The sequence below is a fragment of the Pseudodesulfovibrio thermohalotolerans genome (genome assembly GCF_021353295.2).
GTDB lineage: Bacteria > Desulfobacterota > Desulfovibrionia > Desulfovibrionales > Desulfovibrionaceae > Pseudodesulfovibrio > Pseudodesulfovibrio thermohalotolerans.
Map to the genome: position 1 here is coordinate 2,703,458 of NZ_CP120635.1, position 21,094 is coordinate 2,724,551.

At 61.4% G+C, this 21,094-nt stretch carries 17 protein-coding genes; 11 read left to right on the forward strand and 6 right to left on the reverse strand.

Features of this window, described 5'->3' with window-relative positions; genetic code table 11:
* Nucleotides 1-26 precede the first annotated feature (26 nt).
* The 4 genes from cbiR to polA are packed head-to-tail and all read left to right on the forward strand — an operon-like array spanning nucleotide 27 to nucleotide 4,946.
* Nucleotides 27-755, forward strand: coding sequence for a cobamide remodeling phosphodiesterase CbiR (cbiR, locus tag LF599_RS12805; protein ID WP_279521051.1), 729 nt, complete (start codon nucleotides 27-29; stop codon nucleotides 753-755).
* Nucleotides 752-1,261, forward strand: coding sequence for a bifunctional adenosylcobinamide kinase/adenosylcobinamide-phosphate guanylyltransferase (locus LF599_RS12810; RefSeq protein WP_279521052.1), 510 nt, complete (start codon nucleotides 752-754; stop codon nucleotides 1,259-1,261). Before cbiR ends, LF599_RS12810 begins: the two co-directional genes overlap by 4 nt.
* Nucleotides 1,262-1,264: 3 nt before the next feature.
* Complete coding sequence (locus LF599_RS12815; protein WP_269942128.1) at nucleotides 1,265-2,260, forward strand: DHH family phosphoesterase; 996 nt, start codon at nucleotides 1,265-1,267, stop codon at nucleotides 2,258-2,260.
* 19 nt (nucleotides 2,261-2,279) lie between these two features.
* The gene (gene polA / locus LF599_RS12820; protein WP_279521053.1) at nucleotides 2,280-4,946 is read left to right on the forward strand and encodes a DNA polymerase I; all 2,667 of its coding nucleotides are present in this window, start codon (nucleotides 2,280-2,282) and stop codon (nucleotides 4,944-4,946) included.
* 448 nt (nucleotides 4,947-5,394) lie between these two features.
* Here polA and LF599_RS12825 read toward each other — a convergent pair whose 3' ends face one another.
* The 3 genes from LF599_RS12825 to LF599_RS12835 all read right to left on the reverse strand — a co-directional run bounded on the left by LF599_RS12825 (nucleotide 5,395) and on the right by LF599_RS12835 (nucleotide 10,587).
* Nucleotides 5,395-6,198 (reverse strand): substrate-binding periplasmic protein, encoded by an 804-nt coding sequence (locus LF599_RS12825; protein WP_319023421.1) that lies wholly within the window; start codon nucleotides 6,196-6,198, stop codon nucleotides 5,395-5,397.
* Nucleotides 6,199-6,324: 126 nt separating this feature from the next.
* Complete coding sequence (locus tag LF599_RS12830) at nucleotides 6,325-9,474, reverse strand: efflux RND transporter permease subunit (RefSeq protein ID WP_279521055.1); 3,150 nt, start codon at nucleotides 9,472-9,474, stop codon at nucleotides 6,325-6,327.
* Nucleotides 9,475-9,477: 3 nt separating this feature from the next.
* Nucleotides 9,478-10,587 carry an efflux RND transporter periplasmic adaptor subunit gene (locus LF599_RS12835; RefSeq protein WP_279521056.1) on the reverse strand — a complete coding sequence of 370 codons (1,110 nt, stop codon included), beginning with the start codon at nucleotides 10,585-10,587 and terminating at the stop codon, nucleotides 9,478-9,480.
* Nucleotides 10,588-10,938: 351 nt separating this feature from the next.
* Between LF599_RS12835 and LF599_RS12840 the strand changes: the two genes are divergently transcribed.
* The 3 genes from LF599_RS12840 (at nucleotide 10,939) to LF599_RS12850 (ending at nucleotide 13,027) form a co-directional block, all read left to right on the forward strand.
* Nucleotides 10,939-11,226 carry a DUF1844 domain-containing protein gene (locus LF599_RS12840; protein WP_269942124.1) on the forward strand — a complete coding sequence of 96 codons (288 nt, stop codon included), beginning with the start codon at nucleotides 10,939-10,941 and terminating at the stop codon, nucleotides 11,224-11,226.
* Nucleotides 11,227-11,237: 11 nt separating this feature from the next.
* Nucleotides 11,238-12,293 carry an N-acetyl-gamma-glutamyl-phosphate reductase gene (gene argC / locus LF599_RS12845; protein WP_269942123.1) on the forward strand — a complete coding sequence of 352 codons (1,056 nt, stop codon included), beginning with the start codon at nucleotides 11,238-11,240 and terminating at the stop codon, nucleotides 12,291-12,293.
* A gap of 122 nt (nucleotides 12,294-12,415) precedes the next feature.
* Nucleotides 12,416-13,027 (forward strand): nitroreductase family protein, encoded by a 612-nt coding sequence (locus LF599_RS12850; RefSeq protein ID WP_279521057.1) that lies wholly within the window; start codon nucleotides 12,416-12,418, stop codon nucleotides 13,025-13,027.
* Nucleotides 13,028-13,243: 216 nt separating this feature from the next.
* Here LF599_RS12850 and LF599_RS12855 read toward each other — a convergent pair whose 3' ends face one another.
* Both LF599_RS12855 and LF599_RS12860 read right to left on the reverse strand, forming a co-directional pair.
* Nucleotides 13,244-13,705, reverse strand: coding sequence for a 4Fe-4S ferredoxin (locus LF599_RS12855; RefSeq protein ID WP_279521058.1), 462 nt, complete (start codon nucleotides 13,703-13,705; stop codon nucleotides 13,244-13,246).
* The gene (locus tag LF599_RS12860; protein WP_279521059.1) at nucleotides 13,695-14,774 is read right to left on the reverse strand and encodes a 4Fe-4S dicluster domain-containing protein; all 1,080 of its coding nucleotides are present in this window, start codon (nucleotides 14,772-14,774) and stop codon (nucleotides 13,695-13,697) included. The genes LF599_RS12855 and LF599_RS12860 overlap by 11 nt, the downstream gene beginning before the upstream one ends.
* Nucleotides 14,775-15,183: 409 nt before the next feature.
* On the opposite strand from LF599_RS12860, the gene LF599_RS12865 reads away from it, so the two are divergent.
* The 4 genes from LF599_RS12865 (at nucleotide 15,184) to LF599_RS12880 (ending at nucleotide 20,023) form a co-directional block, all read left to right on the forward strand.
* On the forward strand, nucleotides 15,184-16,491 hold the full coding sequence (locus tag LF599_RS12865; RefSeq protein WP_279521060.1) for a citrate synthase: 1,308 nt from the start codon (nucleotides 15,184-15,186) through the stop codon (nucleotides 16,489-16,491).
* Nucleotides 16,492-16,555: 64 nt separating this feature from the next.
* Nucleotides 16,556-17,335 carry an NAD kinase gene (locus LF599_RS12870; RefSeq protein ID WP_279521061.1) on the forward strand — a complete coding sequence of 260 codons (780 nt, stop codon included), beginning with the start codon at nucleotides 16,556-16,558 and terminating at the stop codon, nucleotides 17,333-17,335.
* Between the two features lie 135 nt (nucleotides 17,336-17,470).
* Nucleotides 17,471-19,231 carry a DEAD/DEAH box helicase gene (locus tag LF599_RS12875; protein WP_279521062.1) on the forward strand — a complete coding sequence of 587 codons (1,761 nt, stop codon included), beginning with the start codon at nucleotides 17,471-17,473 and terminating at the stop codon, nucleotides 19,229-19,231.
* Between the two features lie 3 nt (nucleotides 19,232-19,234).
* Complete coding sequence (locus LF599_RS12880) at nucleotides 19,235-20,023, forward strand: hypothetical protein (RefSeq protein WP_279521063.1); 789 nt, start codon at nucleotides 19,235-19,237, stop codon at nucleotides 20,021-20,023.
* A 13-nt stretch (nucleotides 20,024-20,036) separates the two neighbouring features.
* Here LF599_RS12880 and LF599_RS12885 read toward each other — a convergent pair whose 3' ends face one another.
* Entirely contained in the window at nucleotides 20,037-21,074 is a 1,038-nt protein-coding gene (locus LF599_RS12885) for an HD-GYP domain-containing protein (protein WP_279521064.1), read from the reverse strand.
* Between the last annotated feature and the right edge of the window lie 20 nt (nucleotides 21,075-21,094).

The window sequence follows — 21,094 nt, forward strand, 5'->3', positions numbered from 1 at the left end:
TGCGCGATGTCGAGGAGAAATGGAATGTGCGCTTCCCGTTCAATCTGGCCGCGCCCTCGGCCGTGCTGCCCGCCGGGGTGGCCGAAAACAGCCTGTTCCTGGCCGATTTTTTCCCTGAGATCGCGCTGCTGTTCTTCGAAACCGAATCCTGCCTGGCCTACACCGACGAGGACCTGCCGCCCTGGCTGGCAGACCTGCCCTGTTCCTGGCACGTGCACATGCCGCTGGACCTGCCGTGGGAAGCGGGCATCGACACGGTCTGGCAAAAGATCGACGGGCTGATCGACAAGCTCGCCCTGGTCTCGCCCCATGCCTACGTGCTGCATCCGCCCACCGCGCCCGACATGCTCCCGGCCCTGGCGGACCGACTGCGGGACAAAGGCGTGCCGCCGTCCCGCTTCCTCATCGAGAACGTTGGCCTGTGCAGCCTGACCCCGGTATGGGACGAGGTCGTCGAGGGCGGCTTCTCCGCCTGCCTGGACATCGGCCATATCCTGGCTTACGGACAGCGCGACATTCTCCGACTGCCCGGCCTCTGGGAGCGCGTTCGAATGCTGCATGTCTACGGGGCCGAACGGGACATGCGCCACTGGCCCCTGCGCGAGCTGGACCCGGTGGGACAGGTCCTGCTGCGGCACCTGGTAGATCGGACCTCGGACATCACCCTGACCCTTGAAGTCTTCCGCGAAGAGGAGCTGTTCGACTCCTTGGACCTCTTCGCCCAATGGTTTTCGCAATGGAGCAACAATAAATGATTACCCTGGTACTCGGCGGCAACAAATCCGGAAAGTCCGATTTTGCCCTCGATCTGCTCGCCCAAGCCTCCGGTCCGACCCTGTTCGTGGCCACCGGAAAGGCTCGGGACATGGAGTTCCGCGAACAAATTCGCAAACACCGTAAAAGCCGGACTCCGTATATCGAAGTGGCGGAAGTCGCCGAGGACTTGCCTCATACGCTCCAAAAGGCTAAATTGACATTTCCGGCCGTGTTGGTGGACAGCCTTGATTATTGGCTGTTCTCCTGCAGGGAAGCCGGATGTGAGCCGGAAAAAGTTGAAGAATTCATAGCAGTTCTCAACAACTGGGGCTCCACGGATTTGATACTCGTCTCCTGTGAGACAGGGCTTGGACCGTTGCCTGCGGGCAGTCAGGTCCGGGCCTTCGTGCGGAGCCTCGGCGCGCTCAACCAAGCTGTCGCCGTTCAGGCCGACCAGGCGTTTCTGGTTGCGGCCGGGCTGCCGTTAACCCTGAAACAGGGATAATACGTGGCACTTTTTCGACAACTTGAAGAACAGGTCGACCAACTCCTCAGCCTGTTCAACAAGGAAGACAACTGGCTGATTCTCATCAATGCCGACCCGGATGCCCTGGGTTCGGCGCTGGCCTTGAAACGGATCATGACCCGCCGGGTCAACGCCGCGGCCATCGCGCAGATTAACGAGATCAAGCGGCCCGACAACCTGTCCATGATCCGGTACTGCCGCATCCCCACGCAGAAGCTCATCCCCAATCTCGCGGCCCAATACGACAAATTCGCCCTGGTGGACTCCCAGCCCCATCACAACCCGGAGTTCAAGCAGTTCGACTTTTCGGTGGTCATCGACCACCACCCCATTCAGCAGGACAACCTGGTCCAGGCCGAATTCGTGGACATCCGCCCCAAATACGGCGCGGTCTGCACCATGATGACCGAATACCTCTACAACATGAAAATCCGTCCGGCCAAGCTGCTGGCCACGGCCCTCATGTACGGCATCCGCTGCGACACCAAGACCTTTGAGCGCGAATTCATCGACGCGGACATGGCCGCCTTCAAGTACCTGAACAAATTCGCGGACTCCAAGCTGATGAACCGAATCAGCCGCAGTGAATTCCACCTGGACTGGATGCGCTATTTCTCCCGCGCCTTCTACAACCTGCGGCGCATCGGCCACGGGCTCTTCGCCCACTGCGGCAACGTGGACAACCCGGACATCCTGGTCATTGTCGCCGACTTCTTCACCCGCGTGCACAATGTCCCCTGGGTGGTGGTTTCAGGCACGGCCGAAGGCAAGCTCGTGTGCATCTTCCGCGGCGACGGACTGCGGCGCGACATGGGCACAATGGCCCAGAAGCTCATGAACGGCCTGGGTTCCGCCGGTGGACACCAGCAGGCCGCCAGGGCCGAGGTCGACCTGTCCGAACTGGAAGGCGTGGACCCGGAAATCTTCATGCTCAAACGGCTCGGCCACGGACGAAAATCCGCTATCCGCCGCATCTAACCCCTACCCCCTCATATCTATGTCGTTAAAAGAACGCCTCAATTTCGATAAGGACCCGGTTTACCTCATCGACGGAACAGCCTTGCTCTACCGGGCCTTTTACGCCCGCGCGGACCTGTCCCGATCGGACGGGTTCCCGACCAACGCCATCAACACGGTCATGCGCGTGCTCATGAACCTGCTCAAGAACGAAAATCCCGGGCACATCGTCTTTCTCATGGACGGCAAAGGCCCGACCTTCCGCAACGAGGCGTATCCCGAATACAAGGCCAACCGGCCGGCCATGCCCGAACCCCTGGCCGAACAGGTGGAGCCCGTGCGCCGGGGAGTGGAACTGCTCGGCATCAAGCTGCTGGTCACCAACGGCGTGGAGGCGGACGACTGCATCTGCTCTCTGGCCAACCGCTACAAGGCGGACCGGCCGATCATCATCCTGGCCTCCGACAAGGACATCAAGCAGTGCCTCGACGACCGGGTCGTCATGGTCAGCCAGATGGGCCGCAAGGAAACCATCCACACCCTGGACTCCTTCCGCGAGGCCGAGGGCATGGAACCGGCCACCTGGCCGGACTTCCAGGCCGTGATCGGCGACTCGGCGGACAACATCCCCGGCATCCCCAAGGTCGGCCCGGTGACGGCGCGCAAGATATTCGCCGCAACCGGCCCCACGCTTGAAGAGGTTCGCGACAATCTGGACAAGCTGCCGGAAAAGTTGCGGGCCAAGGTGGAACCCGAGCTGGACAATGTATTTCTCTACCGGGACCTGACGCGCATGAAAACCAACTGCTGCGAACAGGATATGGACGAGTTTCTCCTCCAGCCGCCGGACCTGGACGCCCTGAACGCCTATTTCGAGGAATACGAGCTGCGCGGGTTGCAGCGAATCCTGCCCAAGGACACGGGCAGCCGCGCAGGCCAGCCCCCGCTCGCCTCCACGCCCAAGCCCGTTTCCAAGGCAGCGCCCGCAGGAACGACCGAACAATATTCCTTGTTCGGCGGCGCGCCCGCCAACGAACCGCCCGCTGAACCGCTGGATGTGAACGTGGCGGAAACCGTTGACGGCCTGCCGGAGTTCGGCGGCGAAGACGTGGGGCTGACCTTTGAGGACGACGCCTTTTTCGTGGGTCTGAACGGACAGGAATACCGCTACACGGGGCCGGCCGAAGAGCTGATGCGCAAGATCGAACACGCCTCGGTCATTGCCACGCCGAGCGTACAGGACCTGCTTCGCGCGGACAAAGCCTGGGGCCACATCCTGTCGAGCCAATGGTTCGACCTGAGCCTGGCCGCCTATCTTCTCGACCCCGAGGCGCGCAATTACACCTGGGCGCGTCTCCGTCAGTCCATGTTCCAAGACGGCCGCCCGGAATTCGCGGAAGCGGTTCGCGGACTGCACCCGCAGTCCCAGGGACTGGCCGCGCTGGCCTACATGGCGGGCATCCGGGGCCAGGTGGAGGGCGCGCACCTGAACACGCTCATGCGTGAACTGGAACTGCCGCTCATCCCTGTGCTCACGGCCATGGAACGGGCAGGCATCTCCATCGACCCCAACGAGTTCAAGTCCTTCCTGGACGATGTGAACGGCCAGCTCGACGAATTGACCCGGACCATCATCAAACTGGCTGGCGAGGAATTCAATATCCGCTCAAGCCAACAGCTCGCCGTGGTCCTTTTCGACCGCCTCGGCATCAAGCCCGGGTCCAAGACGTCCACGGGTCTGCGCTCCACGGCCAACCAGGTGCTTGAAAAAATTCGAGACCAGCATCCCATCGTGGACGCGGTGCTCCAATTCCGTATGCTCGAAAAGCTGCGCTCCACCTACCTGGAGCCGCTTCCCAAGATGGTCGGCGCGGACGGACGGTTGCACACCCATTTCAACCAGCTTTCCACGGCCACCGGCAGGCTGTCGAGCTCCCAGCCAAACCTGCAGAACATCCCCATCCGGGGAGTGCACGGGCCGAGAATGCGCGCCTGCTTCAACGCGGCGGACGGCAACCTGCTGGCCGCGGCTGACTATTCCCAGATCGAACTGCGCGTCCTGGCCCATTTCTCCCAGGACCCGGCGCTCATCGACGCCTTCCGTCACGACGAGGACATCCACGCACGCACGGCCGCGCTCATCCATGACAAGGACATCAAGGATGTGACCTCCGATGAACGGCGCGGGGCCAAGACCATCAACTTCGGCCTGATCTACGGCATGGGCGTGCAGAAGCTCGCCCGCGAACTCCAGATCAAACAGACAGAGGCTCAGGAATTCACGGAGAAATACTTCGAGAAAATGGCGACCCTCAAGGCGTACTACGACACCATCGTCAAGGACGCCGAGACGCACGGCTTCGTGACGACCCTTGCCGGACGCCGCCGCCTCCTGCCCGAGTTGCACTCCCGCAACAACCAGCTTGCAGCCCAGGCCCGCCGTCAGGCCGTCAACACCATCATTCAGGGTTCCGCCGCGGACATCATCAAGATGGCCATGGTCCAGACCTACAAGGACAAGCGGCTCAAGGAACTTGAGGCCCGGCTGATCCTCCAGGTTCACGATGAGCTCATAATCGAGGTCCCGGCCGCGAACATCGATCCCGCCGGAGCGAGGTTGACAGAGATCATGCAAAACGTGACCAAGCTGGACGTGCCGCTCAAGGTCGACCTGGGCGTGGGAAAAAACTGGGCCGAAGCGCATTAACGACTTCCGGCCCCGGACACCCCGTCGACGTCCATAGACATTGACAAAAAAAGAGCCCCGCGTTGCGGGGCTTTCTCATTGTCCTGCCGGGCTATTTGGTGTGGCATTGGTTGCAACAATAATAACACCCGTCGACGTTGTCATAATACCTGCGGGCCTCCCTGAGCGCGTCATGACAATTCGAGAACTCTCCGAGGTAGATACAATTTTCCGACAACGGTTTGTACCGGCAAGAGATCGTGTGCACCTCATGTTCGCCGGTGGGTTGCGCATTTTTGTTGACGTAGTATCTCATTTTCTAGGCCTCCTTTAATGTTTGAATTGCTGCAATTTTTATCGTATATTAAATAAATGTTCAATATATTATTAAGTTGAATATAGATATGCCTATGCAAAAAAAGCCCCGCTAAACGGGGCTTTCCTTTTCTTTTCCGGCCCGACCTCGGGGCTACGGGATGTCCACGTACTTGGCGATGATGGCGTCGAGACGGCCCTCGGCGCGCATTTGGTTGATTATCTGGTTGAATTCCGGAAGCCGGTCGGCATAGGGGCTGTTGCGGTTGATAAGCAAATGGAAGGGCATTCCCTCCAGGGAGACGCCAGTTTCCACGATGCGGTTCGTCACTCCGCCCGCCTTGATCTGAGGCCATGCGGCCATGGGCCACTCGATGACGATGTCTCCCCGGTGATTGGCCAGCATGAGCCATACGTTTTTGAGTTGAGGAGATTCATAGGTTTTGATGCCCCGAGAGCGAATATGCTCGTCGCTCCAACCGTTGCCGTGATACGTGACGACCACAAGCCCCAAACGGAATATATCGTCGATGGAATGTATTCGACTGATCTCGGCCAACCTGGGGTTGTCCACGGTGGTGAAAACCCTGAGCTGTTTCACGTAGAACGGATCGGAATGCGTCACCGTATAGACCCGTCGTCCGGCAGTGGGCACGGTAATCATGGCGTCCGCCTCACCCAACTGGACCAGGACCTGGCATCGGCTCCACGGGTATTCCCGCCAATTGGCCCCGATCCCCATTCGACAGAGCGCCTCGTTGACGATCTCGAAGAAAAAGCCGGTCATGTACCCTTCCCCGGTTCTGGTGAAAAAAGGCCAGAAATCCGGATAGACCACACGCAATGGCTCGGAGGCCTGTGCAGATGTAAGACCAGTCAGGAGCAAAACAGCCAACACGACGCCTGCCAGCCGCCTTCCAACCCTACCGATCGTTGAACCCATGTCACAATTCTCCATACTGAAACGGTATCAGATTATTCTTTTCCGTCAACTCGACAGGATTATTTTCAGAAGCCCGAAGAAAAACAATAAAAGGCCGCCTCAGGGCGGCCTAATATTCACAGTCGTTGACGGACTATTCGATTATTCCTTCTTGTTGGCTATGCCTCCACGCCGCAAAAGCCCTCCCAGCCGGGAGCCGGCGCCCTGAACGGCGGTATAGAGCGAGGGAACCACCAGCACGCCGAGAAGCGTGGCCGCGATCATGCCGCCGAACACCGAGGTGCCCAGGGCGTGTCGACTGGACGACCCCGCCCCCGAAGCCCGGACCAGCGGTATGACGCCGAGGATGAAGGCGAACGAGGTCATGAGAATGGGCCTGAAACGCAGGGCCGCGGCTGCCTTGGCCGCTTCCATGAGGGACATGCCCGCATCATGCTTTTCCTTGGCGTATTCCACGATCATGATCGCGTTCTTGGCGGCCAGGCCGATGAGCATGACCAGCCCAACCTGGGCGTAAACGTTGTTGTCCAGTCCGCGCAACCACTGGGCCGACATGGCCCCGAAGATGCCGAGCGGTACGCAGAGGATGACCGCGAACGGCGTGGTCCAGCTCTCGTACTGAGCGGCCAGCACCAGAAACACCATGACGATGGCCAGGGCGAAGATCAGCCCTGTCTGGCCTCCTGCGTGCTTCTCCTGATAGGCGATGGCGGTCCAATCGAACCCGTACCCGTCGGGCAGGGTCTGCCGGGCCACCTCTTCCATGGCGGCCATGGATTGGCCCGAGCTGTACCCTGCCGGGGTGGCTGCGTTGATCTCCACCGTGCGGAACACGTTGTAACGCTGCACGTACTCCGGACCGGAGATGCGCTTGGCGCTGCTTAAAGTGGACAGCGGAACCATCTCCCCGCTGGCGGAGCGCATGTAGAACCTGTTGAGATCCTCAAGCCGGGTGCGGAACTGCGACTCGGCCTGGGCCATGACGCGGTAGGTGCGCCCGTACTTGTTGAAGTCGTTAATATAATAGCCGCCGAGGTAGGTCTGCAACGTCTTGAAGACGTCGGAGATCGGCACCCCGAGCTTCTTGACCTTGTCGCGGTCAATCTCGACAAAGTACTGCGGTACGCCGTCGCTGAAGGTGGTGAACAGGTTCGCCACCTCGGGCCGCTTGGACGCCTCGGCTATGTACTGCTTGGTCACGGCGGCCAGCTCGGACACCGAATTGCCGGAACGGTCCTGCAACTCGAACTGCAAACCGCCGGTGGACGAGAGGCCGGGGATGGGCGGCGGCGCAAAGGCCATGATGACCGCCTCCTGGATGGACCAGAACTCCTTTTGCGCCTTGCCCATGATGGACGCGAGCGACAGATCCGGCGATGTCCGATCCGCCCAGTCGTCCAGCACGACGAAGACCGCCGAGGTATAGGACGAATACGCGCCGGTCAGGAGGTTGAACCCGCCGAGCACGACATAGTCGTGCACGCCGGGGGCGTCCTTGAGGTACGTCTCGACCTTGCGCATAACCGCCTCGGACCGCTCCAGCGAAGCGCCCTCGGGCAGGGATGCGTTGATGATGAAGTACCCCTGGTCCTCGTCGGGCACAAAGCTTGACGGCAGGATGGCGAACAGCCCGCCGCACGCCCCGATAAGCACGGCCACCACAAGCACGCCCATGAAGGCGCGCCGGACCATGGAGGCCACGGCGGCGTTGTACTTGCGGGTGCACCAGTCGAAGACGGCGTTGAACTTGTCGAAAAACCAGCCGAGCGGGCCGCGAATGGGTTTGTAGGGCCGCAGGAGCAGGGCCGACAGGGCGGGAGACAGGGTCAGGGCGTTGACCGACGAGATGGCCACGGACACGGACAGGGTCAGGGCGAACTGCTTGTACAACTGGCCGGTGATGCCGCCCATGAAGGCCACGGGAATGAACACGGCGATGAGCACCAGGGTACTCGCGATGATCGGCCCGGTGACCTCGCTCATGGCTTTCTTCGTGGCTTCCTTCGGCGACATGCCCTCCTCGTCAATGTTGCGCTGGGTGGCCTCCACCACGACGATGGCGTCGTCGACAACGATACCGATGGCCAGCACCAGGCCGAACAAGGTCAGGGTGTTGATGGAGAACCCGAGCACCGGGAACAGGGCGAAGGTGCCGATCAGCGAGACTGGCACGCAGACCATGGGAATGATGGTCGTACGCCAGTTTTGCAGGAAAACGAAGACCACGAGGAAGACAAGGATAAGGGCCTCGTACAACGTGTCCATGACCTCGTCGATGGAAGAGTTCACGAAACGGGTGGTGTCGTAGGGAATGGAGTAATGAACGCCCTCGGGGAAGAAATGGGCCAATTCATCCATGGTCGCCCGAACCTGTCTGGACACCTCAAGGGCGTTGGAGCCGGGCAGTTGGTAGATGAGCATGGAGGCGTTGGGCTGGTTGTTGAGCCGGGCGAAGGTGAAATAGTTCTTCGCACCCAGCTCCACGCGGGCCACGTCCTTGATGCGCACGGTGGACCCGTCGGCCTTGGCCTTGAGAATGATATTGCCGAACTCCCCGGGATCGGCCAGACGGCCCTTGACCCGCAGGGTCATCTGAAACTGCTGGTCCCTGGGCGTGGGCGGCATACCGATCTGGCCCGCCGGAGCCTGGGTGTTCTGCTCCTCCACGGCGTTGATGACGTCGCTGACCGTCAGGCCGTAGGAGGTCAGCTTGTCCGGATCGAGCCACAGCCGCATACCGTAGTCCAGGTCGCCGAACATGTTCACGTCGCCGACGCCCTCGATGCGGCGCAGCGCGTCGTAAATGTTGATCTTGCCGTAGTTGTTGAGGAAAAGAGTGTCGTATTCCGGCCTGTCCGAGGTCAGGGACACGATGAGCACGAACTCCGGCGACTGCTTGCGCACGGAAATACCAGTGTTGCGGACTTCCTGCGGCAGTTGGGGAGTGGCCAGATTGACGCGGTTCTGCACGTCCACGGTGGCCAGCTCAAGGTCACGACCGAGCTCGAAGGTCACGGTCAGGCTCATGGAACCGTCATTGGCCGAAATGGACTTCATGTACATCATGTCCTGCGCGCCGTTGACCTGCTCTTCGATGGGCGAGGCCACGGACTGCTCCACGGTCTCGGCATCGGCTCCGGTATAGGTGGCGCGGACGGACACCGACGGAGGCGATATCTGCGGGTACTGGGCGATGGGCAGGGCGAACAGGGAAAGGACGCCCACCAGCAGAATGATGATGGCCACCACCGACGCGAAAATAGGCCGATCTATGAAAAAGCGGACGAACATGGGCTACTCCGCTCCGGCGCCGGCCGCCTTGCCGCCATCGGAGGGAACCGGCGCCTCCTCGACGCCCGCGTCCCCGGAGGGGGCGGGCTGTGTGCCGTCGGACACCATGGGCACCACGACCGGCTTGATCTTCATGCCCGGCTTGACCCGGTTGATGCCTTCGGAAAGAAGCATCTCCCCGGCCTTGACGCCCTCTGCGACCACGGCCAGATTCATGGACTCGGAACCGAGCTTGACCGGCTGGTTCCGGATCGTCCCGTCCGGGTCCACCAGGAACACGGACTTCATGCCCTGAACGTCCATGATCGCCTGGACCGGGACGACCACCGCGTCGCTATGGTTGGAAACCCGAACGCGGACCTTGGCGTACTGGCCCGGCTTGAGCATGTTGTCGGGATTGGGGAAAAGCACACGAATGCCCAGGGTGCCGGTCTTTGGATCAATGGTCGGATCGACCATGTCGAATCTGCCGGGCTGGTTGTACTCGCCCCCATCGGCCAGAATCATGCGAATGGGCATCTCTCCGGCCCCCCGCGCCTTCTTGTCGCGCATGGCGCGAATGTAATCGCTCTCGCTGACGCTGAAACTGACGTAAACCGGGTCCGTGGTGGAAATGGTCGCCAGCAGGGTGTTCTCACCCTGCCCCACCAGGTTGCCCACATCCACCTGCACACGGCCGATAACGCCGTTGATGGGGGAATATATCTTGGTATAGCCGAGCTGAATCCGGGCGTTCTCCACCTTGGCCTTGTTGTCGGCCAACTGGGCCTGATAGGTGGCCGCCTGGGTCTGATAGCTCTCGAACTCGTCGCGGCTGACCACGCCCTCGTTGAAAAGCTTCTTGAACCGCTTCAAATCCTTGGAGGCCTTGTCGTACAGGGCCTGGTTGTATTCCAGACCGGACTGGGCCTGTTTCAGCTCCTCCTTGAACGGCTTGGGATCGATGACGAAGAGCAGGTCGCCCTTCTTCACGGCCCGGCCCTCATCGAATTTCCGCTCGATAAGAAACCCGGCCACACGGGCCCGGACATCCACGGTTTCATGCGCGCTGATCTGGCCGACCCACTCGCCCCAAGTGGGCACATCGCGGACCTCGGCCTTGACCACCTTCATGGGCGTCGGCTCCTGGGCCGCCGGCTCCGGGGCTTTTTTGTCTTCGCCGGTGCACCCGGCGATAAAAAGGAAAAGAAAGGAAAGAACGCAACCGATCGTCATGGAACGCAACACAGAGTTATCCATCGCAAAAACCTTACGTTGTGTTGTAATAAAAAAGCTCCCACCATCAAACGCAGTTGCCCATACCCTATCGATATTTATATGCCATGTACATTACTTATTCCACATAATGCACATAGTTGCGCCACAACCGAATCCCCAATCCGTCGGCCCGCGTATTGACTACCGGCTGCCCAGACCGTACTTATCGGTCAGTGACAACCGCATCCAATCAGCATGGAGAGGAACATGGCCGAGAACACCTGTAGAGAAAATCCCATGAAGGGCATCCCCTTGGGCATCAATTTCACAACCTTCCTGTATTCCCTGTCGTCCTCGGCCGTGGTCGCCCTGGGCGAAGCGGCCGACCCGGGCACCGGCAAGGTCGAGTTCAATAAGGAGCTGGCCAAGCACACCATCGACGTGCTCGGAATGCTCAAGGAAAAATTCGACAACGGCTTGGACGACGAAGAAAAGAAACTGCTGTGCGACATCGTGTACAATCTGCGGATGGCTTACGTTAACAAGACAAGATAACGGGAACGACAATGTCTCAGATCATCAAGGCCGGGCTGGTGGGCGTCACCGGCTACACCGGCATGGAATTGGCCCGGCTCATGATACACCACTCCTCCATGGAGCTGGTCAGGGCCACCTCCCGGTCCGAAGCGGGCAAGAAGCTCGCCGATATCTATCCCTTCCTCAACCGGCTGCCGCTGGGCGAACTGGTCATCACCCAGCCCGACGCGGCCGATCTGGCCGAGGAATGCGACGTGGTCTTCCTGGCCGTTCCCCACAAGACCGCCATGGAGATCGCCGCCGAGCTGCTCGAAGCGGGTGTGAAGGTGGTTGACCTCTCCGCCGATTTCCGCATCGACGACAAGGACACCTACGAGGCGTGGTACAAGGTGGAACATACCCGCGCCGACCTGCTCGGAGAAGCGGTTTACGGCCTGCCCGAGCTGTACCTCGACAAGATCATGGGCGCGCGGCTCATCGCCAACCCCGGCTGCTACCCGACCTCTTCCATCCTCGGCCTGGCCCCGGCCCTGTCCGCAGGGCTCATCGAGACCGGCGACATCGTCATCGACGCCAAGTCCGGCGCTTCGGGCGCGGGACGCGGGGCCAAGGTGCCCAACCTCTTCTGCGAGGTGGCCGACTCGTTCAAGGCCTACGGCCTGCCCTCCCACCGGCACACTCCCGAGATCGAGCAGGAAATTTCCAAGCTGGCCGGAACCGACCTCACGGTTTCCTTCAACACCCACCTGCTGCCCATCGACCGGGGCATCCTGTCCACCATCTACACCCGGCTCAAGGGCGAGACCTCCCTGGAGGAGGTGCGCCAAGTCTATACCGACTTCTATTCGGACAAGCCGCTGGTCCGCGTGCTGCCCGAGGGCCAGTTGCCCGAGACCCGATTCGTGCGCGGCACGGTCTTCTGCGACATCGGCCTGGTGGTCGATCCCCGCACCGGCAGACTGATTATCCTGTCGGCCATCGACAACCTTTGTCGAGGAGCGTCCGGCCAGGCGTTGATGAACGCCAACCTGATCTGCGGACTGGACATTGACGAAGGGGTGCCCATGGCTCCGATGATGCCCTAGCCGCCCCCCTTTCCCCGACGAATCAAAGGCCGCCTTCTTCTGGCGGCCTTTTCTTTTTCCCGACAGTGGTTATATTGAAGAAAGGCAACCGCTCCACGACATTGAACCCGGAGGATATCCATATGGAATTCAACGAGATCCTTGAACGACGCAGGGCCATCAACTTTTTCGACCCCACCCGGGACGTACCCGAGGACCTGCTGCGCACCGTCCTGGCCGAGGCCGGACAGGCCCCGTCCAGCTTCAACCTCCAGCCGTGGAAGATTAAAATCGTCCGCGATCCGACGCGCAAGGCGGCGTTGCGGGCCCTGGCCTTCGATCAGCCCAAGGTGACCGAGGCCCCGGTGGTGCTCATCGTTCTGGGCGACCGCGCGGGCTGGCAGGCAGGCAACCCCACCTTGGAAGGCCACTTCGAGCACAACCTCAAACCGGAACAGCGCGACTGGTTAATCAACACCGCCAAGGCCCTGTACGGCGACACCCCGGACGCTTCCTTGGCCTTTGCCGCCAAGAACGCGGGCCTGTTCGCCATGTCCTTCATGTTCGCCGCCTGCGCCCACGGGCTGGACACCCACCCCATGGACGGCTTCGACCGCGAGGCCGTGCGCAAGGAATTCGACATCCCGGACAACTACTGGATTCCCATGCTCATCGCCGTGGGGCACCGCACCCCCGACCTCCAGTTGCATCCCAAGGCATGGCGGCAATCCGTGGACGACATGATCCTGAAATAAGGCGGCTCGCGGCAACGGCGCGTTCACTCCCCTTCTCACGGAAGCTTCCGCTCCGTACAGAAGACCGCGCAAAAGAGAAGCCCCTCACAACAACACAAGGCCCCGGCACAAAATCGTGTCAGGGCCTTTCCTTTGCGCCGTCGCCGAAAACGACGGCACGAGAAAAGGGGACCCGAAGGCCCCCTTTTCCGCTATGGGAATGGAGTGTGTATGGAACTATTTTCGCACGGCGTAGGCCGATGTTCTGCGGACCAGGGCGGCGATCGCCAGAACGCCCAGGACCATGACCAGAGAGAGGTGCACCCACTCGATGGTCACGATGTAGAGCGGGTCCAGGGTCACGCCGGGAAGGTTGCGATAGACGCGCAGCGCGCCAGAAAGAATCAGGCCGCCGACCACGATGACGCGGGCCAGCCCCAGGCCGGTCAGGGCGAGCTTGTTCTTCCAGCTCCTGAGCCAATTGACCGCGACCAGAGCCGCGAGGAAAAGGAGCACGGCCCCGAGGACGTAATGAATCTTGTGGACCAGGAAGAAGTCGCCGGTCCAGGCCATGCCCGGAATGGTGGTCAGGGCGTATCGCTTGGCCAGCGGCATCTGCATGAACCCGGTAAAGGTCAGGGAGGCCACGGTCAGAATGAACAGCCGGGTGATCCAGCCGGAATAGGGTCTAGTCTTCATGGCCGTCCTCCCCGTCGTTGTTCAGGAGCTTGGCCCCCAGGCCGAGCACTCCGGCGGCGATGCCCGCAACCGGGGCGACGAGCGCGGCCGTGGCCAATTTTGTCTCGTCGGCCATGACGTCCTCGACCGGCCCCATATGCGGTTTGCCGGGGCCGAGCGCGTTCTTCACGCCCTTGCCGGGTCCCTTGGCCTTCGCCCCCTTGCCGGTTCCCCGGCCGGAGTCCTTGTCTATGGCCTGGTCGATGAGTTCAAACGGCACCGGGGACAAATACAATGTATTGGTTCCGCCGTTCTCCTCAAGCCCGTAGATGAACCAACCCTTTTCCTTGGCCATCGCCTTGGCCTTGGCCACGATCTCGTCGCGCGGGCCGATGATCTGAACGTCCTCCGGACAGACCTCGATGCACGCGGGCAGCGCGCCCTTGTCCAGGAGCTGATAACAGCGGTCGCATTTGTACATGACGCCGTTGCCCGCCAGACGCGGCATGAGGTGACGGTACAATCCCACGCCGGACTGACGTTGGGGAATGTTCCACGGGCACACGGCGCGGCATTTCGCTCCGCCCATGCACAGGTCCGGGCTGATGCGGGTCAGGCCGTTGACCTGCTTGTTGGCCGCGCCGAAGGGGCACAGGTTGGCGCAGGGGGGATTCTGGCAGTGCATACACCGCCGAGGTATGTTGATGTCGTAGGACTCTCCCTCGTATTCCACCACGGCGTTTTGCAGAAAAAGCCAATTGTAGGGGGTCAGACGGTCGTCCACATCGCGCAGGTCCGACCAGTCCTCGGGCTTGGCCCGGCGGGACGGAAGCATCTCCGGGAACGGCTTTACCGGCTCCGGGAATTTGGATGCGTTGGATTCGCGGCACGCCTCAACGCAAGCGCCGCAGCCGATACATTTGGACAGATCCAGCAGGGTGGCCAGTTCGCCGTCCGAAGGCGACGGCACACGCTCCTGCGCAGCCAGGACCGGGGCGGCCGGGATAAGGGCTCCGGCTCCTCCCACGCCCAGGGTCTTGAGGAACCCGCGACGGCTTATGGTTCCCGGCCCATGTTTTTTCTCTGACATGTCGGTTTGCAACCTCGTCTTGATGATGTTTGCGGACCGGACATCCTTTCCGGTGTCGACGCCATATACCCTATAGGGGTATAAGCCGGAAAGTCAACCCCGGGATGGGCTTGCGGGGTGAAACCGTGCAAAACGGTCTTGCACAGCCCCCGGAGACAGACTAATTTTCGACACCAACACACCGTAATCAATTGAATTAATGACATTGTTGCCAATTCAACGTTTGACACTGCAACTGCTTTATTATAGATAGTCGGTCTGGATTGTAAATCCACCCTTGATCGGAAGCTTCCACCGCATGGTACGGCCTGACCTCCAAAGGCCGACCGGAACCAGGCCAAACGACCGAATATTATTTCATAACCCGACAACGGTCGGGAGGCTTGACGTATTTTCCAGAGGTAACGAGATGCTCAAAGACGACAAATGCGCCTGCGGCAAAACCGCCAAACTCATCATCGACGACCAGACCTTCGAGCTGCCCGTCATCGTCGGCACCGAGAACGAACACGCCATCGACATCACTTCCCTGCGAAGCGAGACCGGATACATCACCTTTGATCCGGGTTACGCCAACACCGGCTCGTGCAAGAGCAACGTGACCTTCGTGGACGGCGAAAACGGCATCCTGCGCTACCGGGGCTACCCCATCGAGGACCTGGCCGCACACGGAACGTTCATCGAAACCGCCTACCTGCTCATCTTCGGCGAGCTGCCCACCAGGGCCCAGCGCCAGAAATTCCGCGACCTCCTGAGCGAACAGGAACTGCTGCACGAAGGCTTGAGGCACCACTTCGAAGGATTCCCGTCCACCGGACACCCCATGGCCATCCTGTCCGCCGTCATCAACGCCCAGGGCTGCTACCATCCCGATCTGCTGGAGATATCCTCCAAGGAGGACTTCCTGCGGGCCGCGGCGAAAATCATTTCCAAGGTGCGGACCATCGCGGCCTGGTCATACCGCAAGGCGCAGGGGCTGCCGTTCATGTACCCCGACCCGAAGCTCTCCTACTGCCGAAACTTCCTGCACATGATGCACTCCATCCCGCACCGCCAGTTCGAGCCCACGGACGCCGAGGTGAGAGCCCTGACCCTCTTCTTCCTGCTCCATGCCGACCACGAGCAGAACTGCTCCTGCTCCACCGTGCGTATGGTCCAGTCCACCGAGGCCAACCTGTTCGCCTCGGTCTCGGCCGGAATCTGCGCCCTGTGGGGACGCCTCCACGGCGGGGCCAACGCGGGCGTCATCCAGATGCTCGAAGAGATTCACGAGGGCGGGACGTCCATCCCCGAGTACATCGAAAAGGTCAAAAGGAAGGAATGCAAGCTCATGGGCTTCGGCCACCGCATTTACAAATCCTTCGACCCCCGCGCCAAGATACTGCGCAAGGCCGCCCACGACATGCTCGAATCCACGGGCCACGACGATCCGCTGCTGGACATCGCCCTGGAGCTGGCCGAAGCTGCCATGAGCGACGACTACTTCATCGAGCGCAAACTGTACCCCAATGTGGACTTCTACTCCGGCATCATCCTGCGCACCCTGAACATCCCGGTGAACATGTTCACGGTGATGTTCGCCATCGGCCGCATGCCCGGCTGGATCGCCCATTGGTACGAGGCCTACGCGGACGGCACCACCAAGATTCACCGCCCGCGCCAGATTTACACGGGTCGCGAGCCCCGGACCTACATTCCCCTGGATTCCAGACTGTAAGCAACCATCGGGGCCCCATCGGGGGCCCCGTCTCCTTTCCGCTTGTCGGGAGCCTCTCCCCTTAATGAACACTCCGAAAAGAATCAAAAAAATCGCCTGCGTGGCCTCGAACTCGCCCAGGGCGCAAGAAGGCCTCAGGCAACTTGCCGAATGCCACGACCTGGTCCCGGCCGACGAAGCCGACGCCCTGGTGGCGTTGGGCGGCGACGGCTTCATGCTCCAGACCATGCACGACTACATGGACACGGGCATCCCCATCTATGGCATGAACCGGGGCACCATCGGCTTCCTGATGAACCGTTTCGAGCCGGACGGGCTCCTGGAACGGCTCAACCGGACCCAGGGGCTCATTCTCAACCCCCTGGTCATGACCGCGACCACCGCCGAGGGGCAGACCTGCTCGGCCCTGGCCTTCAACGAGGTGGCCCTGCACCGCTATTCGCAGCAGTCGGCCAACATCCGGGTGTGCATCAACGGACGCGAACGGCTGGACAAACTCGTCTGCGACGGCATCATGGTGGCCACCCCTGCCGGATCGACAGCCTACAACCTGTCGGCCCACGGTCCGATCATCCCGCTCGGGTCCAACGTCCTGGCCCTAACCCCGGTCAGCCCGTTCCGCCCCCGGCGATGGAACGGCGCGCTCCTGCCCCACTCTGCCGAAGTGGTGTTCGACATCCTCGACCCCGGACGCAGGCCCGTGGGAGCGGCCGCCGACTCGTTCGAGGTACGCGATGTGGCACGGGTGCGCGTGGTCGAAGACCACTCCCGCCCCGCCACGGTCCTGTTCGACCCCGATCACTCCCTGGAAGAGCGAATATTCAACGAACAATTCGTCCACTGACCCGGCACCCCCGAGGCCCCGCATTGTACAACCGGGCAAATACGGTATAGTGTTGCCCGCAACGAACGAATTTCTTGTTCCGGTCCTCTCTGAATATAATCCATGGCCGGAATCCACATCACACAGTAGGTAAAAATGGAAAACGACAATCTGCATCCCGAAAACGGGACCGACACCCCGGAAAACGGCCCTGCGCCGATAACATTCGAAACCCTGCCCGATACGCTTCGGCGGGCCTGCGACCGCGCCGGATGGGACAAGCTCATGCCGGTCCAGGAACGCGCCATACCCTTCCTCCTCGACAATCAGGACGTCATGGTCCAGGCCCGGACCGGCTCCGGCAAAACCGGCGCATTCGTCCTGCCGCTCATGGAAAAGCTCGACCCGACACGGCACACCTGCCAGGCTCTGGTCATGGTTCCCACCCGCGAACTCGCCAAACAGGTCGCCCAGGAGGCGCGGATGCTGGCCGGCGACGAGCTCAAGGTGGTGGCCGTGTACGGCGGCGTGGGCTACAAGGAACAGCTCGACGCCTTCCGCGAAGGTGCGAACCTGGTTGTCGGAACCCCCGGCCGCATTCTTGACCACCTCATGCGCCGCAACCTGACCCTCGACGACCTGCGCGTGCTCATCTTCGACGAAGCGGACCGGATGCTCTCCGTGGGCTTCTACCCGGACATGGTCGAGGTGAAACGGTATCTGCCCCGCAACATCGACGGGGCCTTCATGTTCTCGGCCACCTTCCCGCCCAGCGTGTTGCGCCTGGCCGAAGAGTTCATGTACAAGCCGGAATTTCTGAGCCTTTCATCAGACGAAACCAACGTCTCCGCCATCTCCCACCAGTTTGTGGAGGTTCCGGCCATGGGCAAGGAGCGCAAGCTCATCAAGCTCATCGAACTGGAAAATCCCTCCTCGGCCATCATTTTCTCCAACACCAAGCGGAACGTGGAGTTCATCGCCGCCCTGCTGGCCCAGTTCGGGTTCGACGCGGAAGGGCTGACATCGGACCTGACCCAGAACAAGCGCGAGCGGCTCATGACCCGCATCAAGGAAGGCAAGCTCCGCTTCCTGGTGGCCACTGACGTTGCCGCGCGAGGCATCGACATCCCGGAGCTGTCCCACGTGTTCATGATGGAGCCGCCCGAGGACCCCGAGTCCTACGTGCACCGCGCGGGCCGCACCGGCCGCGCCGGGGCCACGGGCACGGCCATCACCCTGGTGGACGTCATTCAGCGGATCGAACTGGAGCGCATCGCCTCCCGGTTCAAGATTCACTTTGAAGAGATCAAGGACCCTACCGATGACGATGTGACCGCCATCATCGGGGAACGGCTGACCGCCATCCTTGAAAAAAGATTCCGCAAGCTGACCAACCTCCAACAGGAGCGGGTCTCCCGCTTCCTGCCCATCGCCAAGAATTACGCTGAGCATGAGGACTCCCTTTCCCTGCTGGCCATGCTCCTGGACGAGTTGTACCAGCCCACACTGCACGGCAAGCCCGCCGAGCCCGACACCGCCCCCGAACCGCAGCGCGAACGGCCCGCCCGCAATCGCGGCGGGCGCAAACGCAACCCCGAGAGCGCGCCCAGGGAACAACGCCAGGCCAAACCCGCCCGGGACGAGGATTCCGACGAATTCCCGGCGGCCAAGGAACAGTCCCGTCCGCCCAAGGCCAAGGGCAAACGCCCGGCCAAGCCCGAGAGCAAACGCCCGGCCAAGCCCGAAGGCAAGCGCCCGGCCGACCCCGCTGAATCCGCCGAGCCTCCCAAGCCCGCCAAGCCTTCCAAGCCCGTCGAAGCGCGGGAAAGCGCTCCGGCTGACGGTGAGGACGGCGCTCCCAAGGCCAGACCCAAGCGGCGCAGGCGCAGAAGAAAGCGCAAGCCTTCCGGCAACTAGGCCGTGAACCGCGAAAACCTGATTCTCGGCCTGGCAGCAGGCTATCACTACGGCGACGTTCGCCCGTTTCTCGCCTCCCTGAACAGGGCGGCGTATTCGGGCGATCTCGTTTTCTTCGTGTCGGAAACAACCCGGGACCTGGACCGCATCCGAGCCCACGGTGCCGAACTTAGGCCCATGGAGCGGCGGCCCGGCCTGGAGGCGGTGCCCTGCAACGGACTGCGTTACTTTCTGTATCTGGATTACCTGACGTCGTGCGCCCACCGATACGACCGCATCCTCATCGCCGACGTGCGTGACGTAATCTTCCAGCGCGACCCATTCGATTACACCTGGCCGGAAGGCATCTGCTGCACCCTTGAGGACCGCTCGGCCACGGTGGGCTCGTGCCCCTTCAACGCCCGTTGGGTGCGCGGGCACCTGGGCGAAGAGGCCCTCGACGCCATCGCGGACCGGCCCGTGTCCTGTTCCGGGACCACCGTGGCGGACCATGCGTCCATGCTCGCCTACCTGAAGCGAATGACCGAACTGCTGCTGCCCCCGTCAACGGGCGAATACATGGCCGGATACGATCAGGGGGTGCACAACCATCTGATCCACACGGACGCCCTCGACCGTCTGACCCTGTTCGATAATGCGGGACCGATCCTGACCCTGGCCCAGACCAGGGGAGAACCGGCCGTGAACGAACTGGGGGAAGTCCTGAACGACTCCGGGCAGGCCGCCCACCTGATTCATCAATACGACCGCAAGCCGTCGCTCTTCAAGATAATCCGGAAACGATACGCCTGACCCGCGCGACCGACTATTCGTCGGGCACGTCGTCGCCCACGTTCTCCCTGATCTTGAGAATGGCGTCCAGATTGTCGAGGAAATGATCCGTGAGACGCGGATCGAAATGCCTGCCCCGTTGCTCGCCGATATAGCTCCACGCCTTGTCCACGGGCCAGGCGGCCTTGTATGGCCGTATCGAGGTCAGCGCGTCGAACACATCGGCCAGGGCCACGATGCGTCCTTCCAGGGGAATATCCTCTCCTGACAGCCCGGCTGGATACCCCGATCCGTCCCATCGCTCGTGATGCGTCAGGGCGATTCGCCGGGCCGTGACCATGAGCCGGTTGTCGTGCTCGCCGAGAATCTTTGCCCCGATGGTCGTATGGGTCTTCATGATTTCCCACTCTTCGGGATTGAGACGCTCGGGCTTTGTGAGGATGTGGTCGGGGATGCCGATCTTGCCCACGTCATGCATGGGCGCGGCGCTGTAGAGGAGGTCAGCGGCCTCCCGGTCCAGCCCGGCAGCCAGGGCCAGGACCCGGCAATAGCCGCTCATGCGGATGATATGCAGGCCTGTCTCGCTGTCCTTGTATTCGGCGGCAACGCAGAGCCTGCGGATGATCTGCAGCCTGGTCTCGTAGAGATCGCGGGAACGCTCGGCTACCTTGCGCTCCAGATCCAGGCTTTGATTGTGCAGGGCGAGATGAGTGCGCACGCGGGCCAGGACCACGGCCGGGCTGACCGGCTTGGTAATGTAATCCACGCCGCCAACCTCGAACCCCATGGTCTGATCCGACTCCTGATCCCGGGCCGTGACGAAAATGACCGGGATATTTTGGGAACGCAGGTCCGCCTTCAGCGTCCGACAGACGGTGTAGCCGTCCATGTGGGGCATCATGACGTCCAAAAGAATGATATCCGGCGGGCTCGTACGGACAAGATTCAACGCCTCCCGCCCGTTGAGCGCGGCCAGGACCCGATACTCGTCCTTGAGGGTCTCCACGAGCAGATCGAGATTCGCTGGTACGTCATCCACCACCAGCACGGTTTGTTTGCCCCTGTCCGGCATATATCCTCCGATATTTTACC

Excerpts from the sequence above, each read along its gene's own strand:
- LF599_RS12810 (WP_279521052.1), top strand. The coding sequence starts at position 752 with ATGATTACCCTGGTACTCGGCGGCAACAAATCCGGAAAGTCCGATTTT.
- polA (WP_279521053.1), top strand. The coding sequence starts at position 2,280 with ATGTCGTTAAAAGAACGCCTCAATTTCGATAAGGACCCGGTTTACCTC.
- LF599_RS12825 (WP_319023421.1), bottom strand. The coding sequence starts at position 6,198 with ATGGAGAATTGTGACATGGGTTCAACGATCGGTAGGGTTGGAAGGCGG.
- LF599_RS12830 (WP_279521055.1), bottom strand. The coding sequence starts at position 9,474 with ATGTTCGTCCGCTTTTTCATAGATCGGCCTATTTTCGCGTCGGTGGTG.
- LF599_RS12835 (WP_279521056.1), bottom strand. The coding sequence starts at position 10,587 with ATGAAGGTGGTCAAGGCCGAGGTCCGCGATGTGCCCACTTGGGGCGAG.
- LF599_RS12840 (WP_269942124.1), top strand. The coding sequence starts at position 10,939 with ATGGCCGAGAACACCTGTAGAGAAAATCCCATGAAGGGCATCCCCTTG.
- argC (WP_269942123.1), top strand. The coding sequence starts at position 11,238 with ATGTCTCAGATCATCAAGGCCGGGCTGGTGGGCGTCACCGGCTACACC.
- LF599_RS12850 (WP_279521057.1), top strand. The coding sequence starts at position 12,416 with ATGGAATTCAACGAGATCCTTGAACGACGCAGGGCCATCAACTTTTTC.
- LF599_RS12855 (WP_279521058.1), bottom strand. The coding sequence starts at position 13,705 with ATGAAGACTAGACCCTATTCCGGCTGGATCACCCGGCTGTTCATTCTG.
- LF599_RS12860 (WP_279521059.1), bottom strand. The coding sequence starts at position 14,774 with ATGTCAGAGAAAAAACATGGGCCGGGAACCATAAGCCGTCGCGGGTTC.
- LF599_RS12865 (WP_279521060.1), top strand. The coding sequence starts at position 15,184 with ATGCTCAAAGACGACAAATGCGCCTGCGGCAAAACCGCCAAACTCATC.
- LF599_RS12870 (WP_279521061.1), top strand. The coding sequence starts at position 16,556 with ATGAACACTCCGAAAAGAATCAAAAAAATCGCCTGCGTGGCCTCGAAC.
- LF599_RS12875 (WP_279521062.1), top strand. The coding sequence starts at position 17,471 with ATGGAAAACGACAATCTGCATCCCGAAAACGGGACCGACACCCCGGAA.
- LF599_RS12885 (WP_279521064.1), bottom strand. The coding sequence starts at position 21,074 with ATGCCGGACAGGGGCAAACAAACCGTGCTGGTGGTGGATGACGTACCA.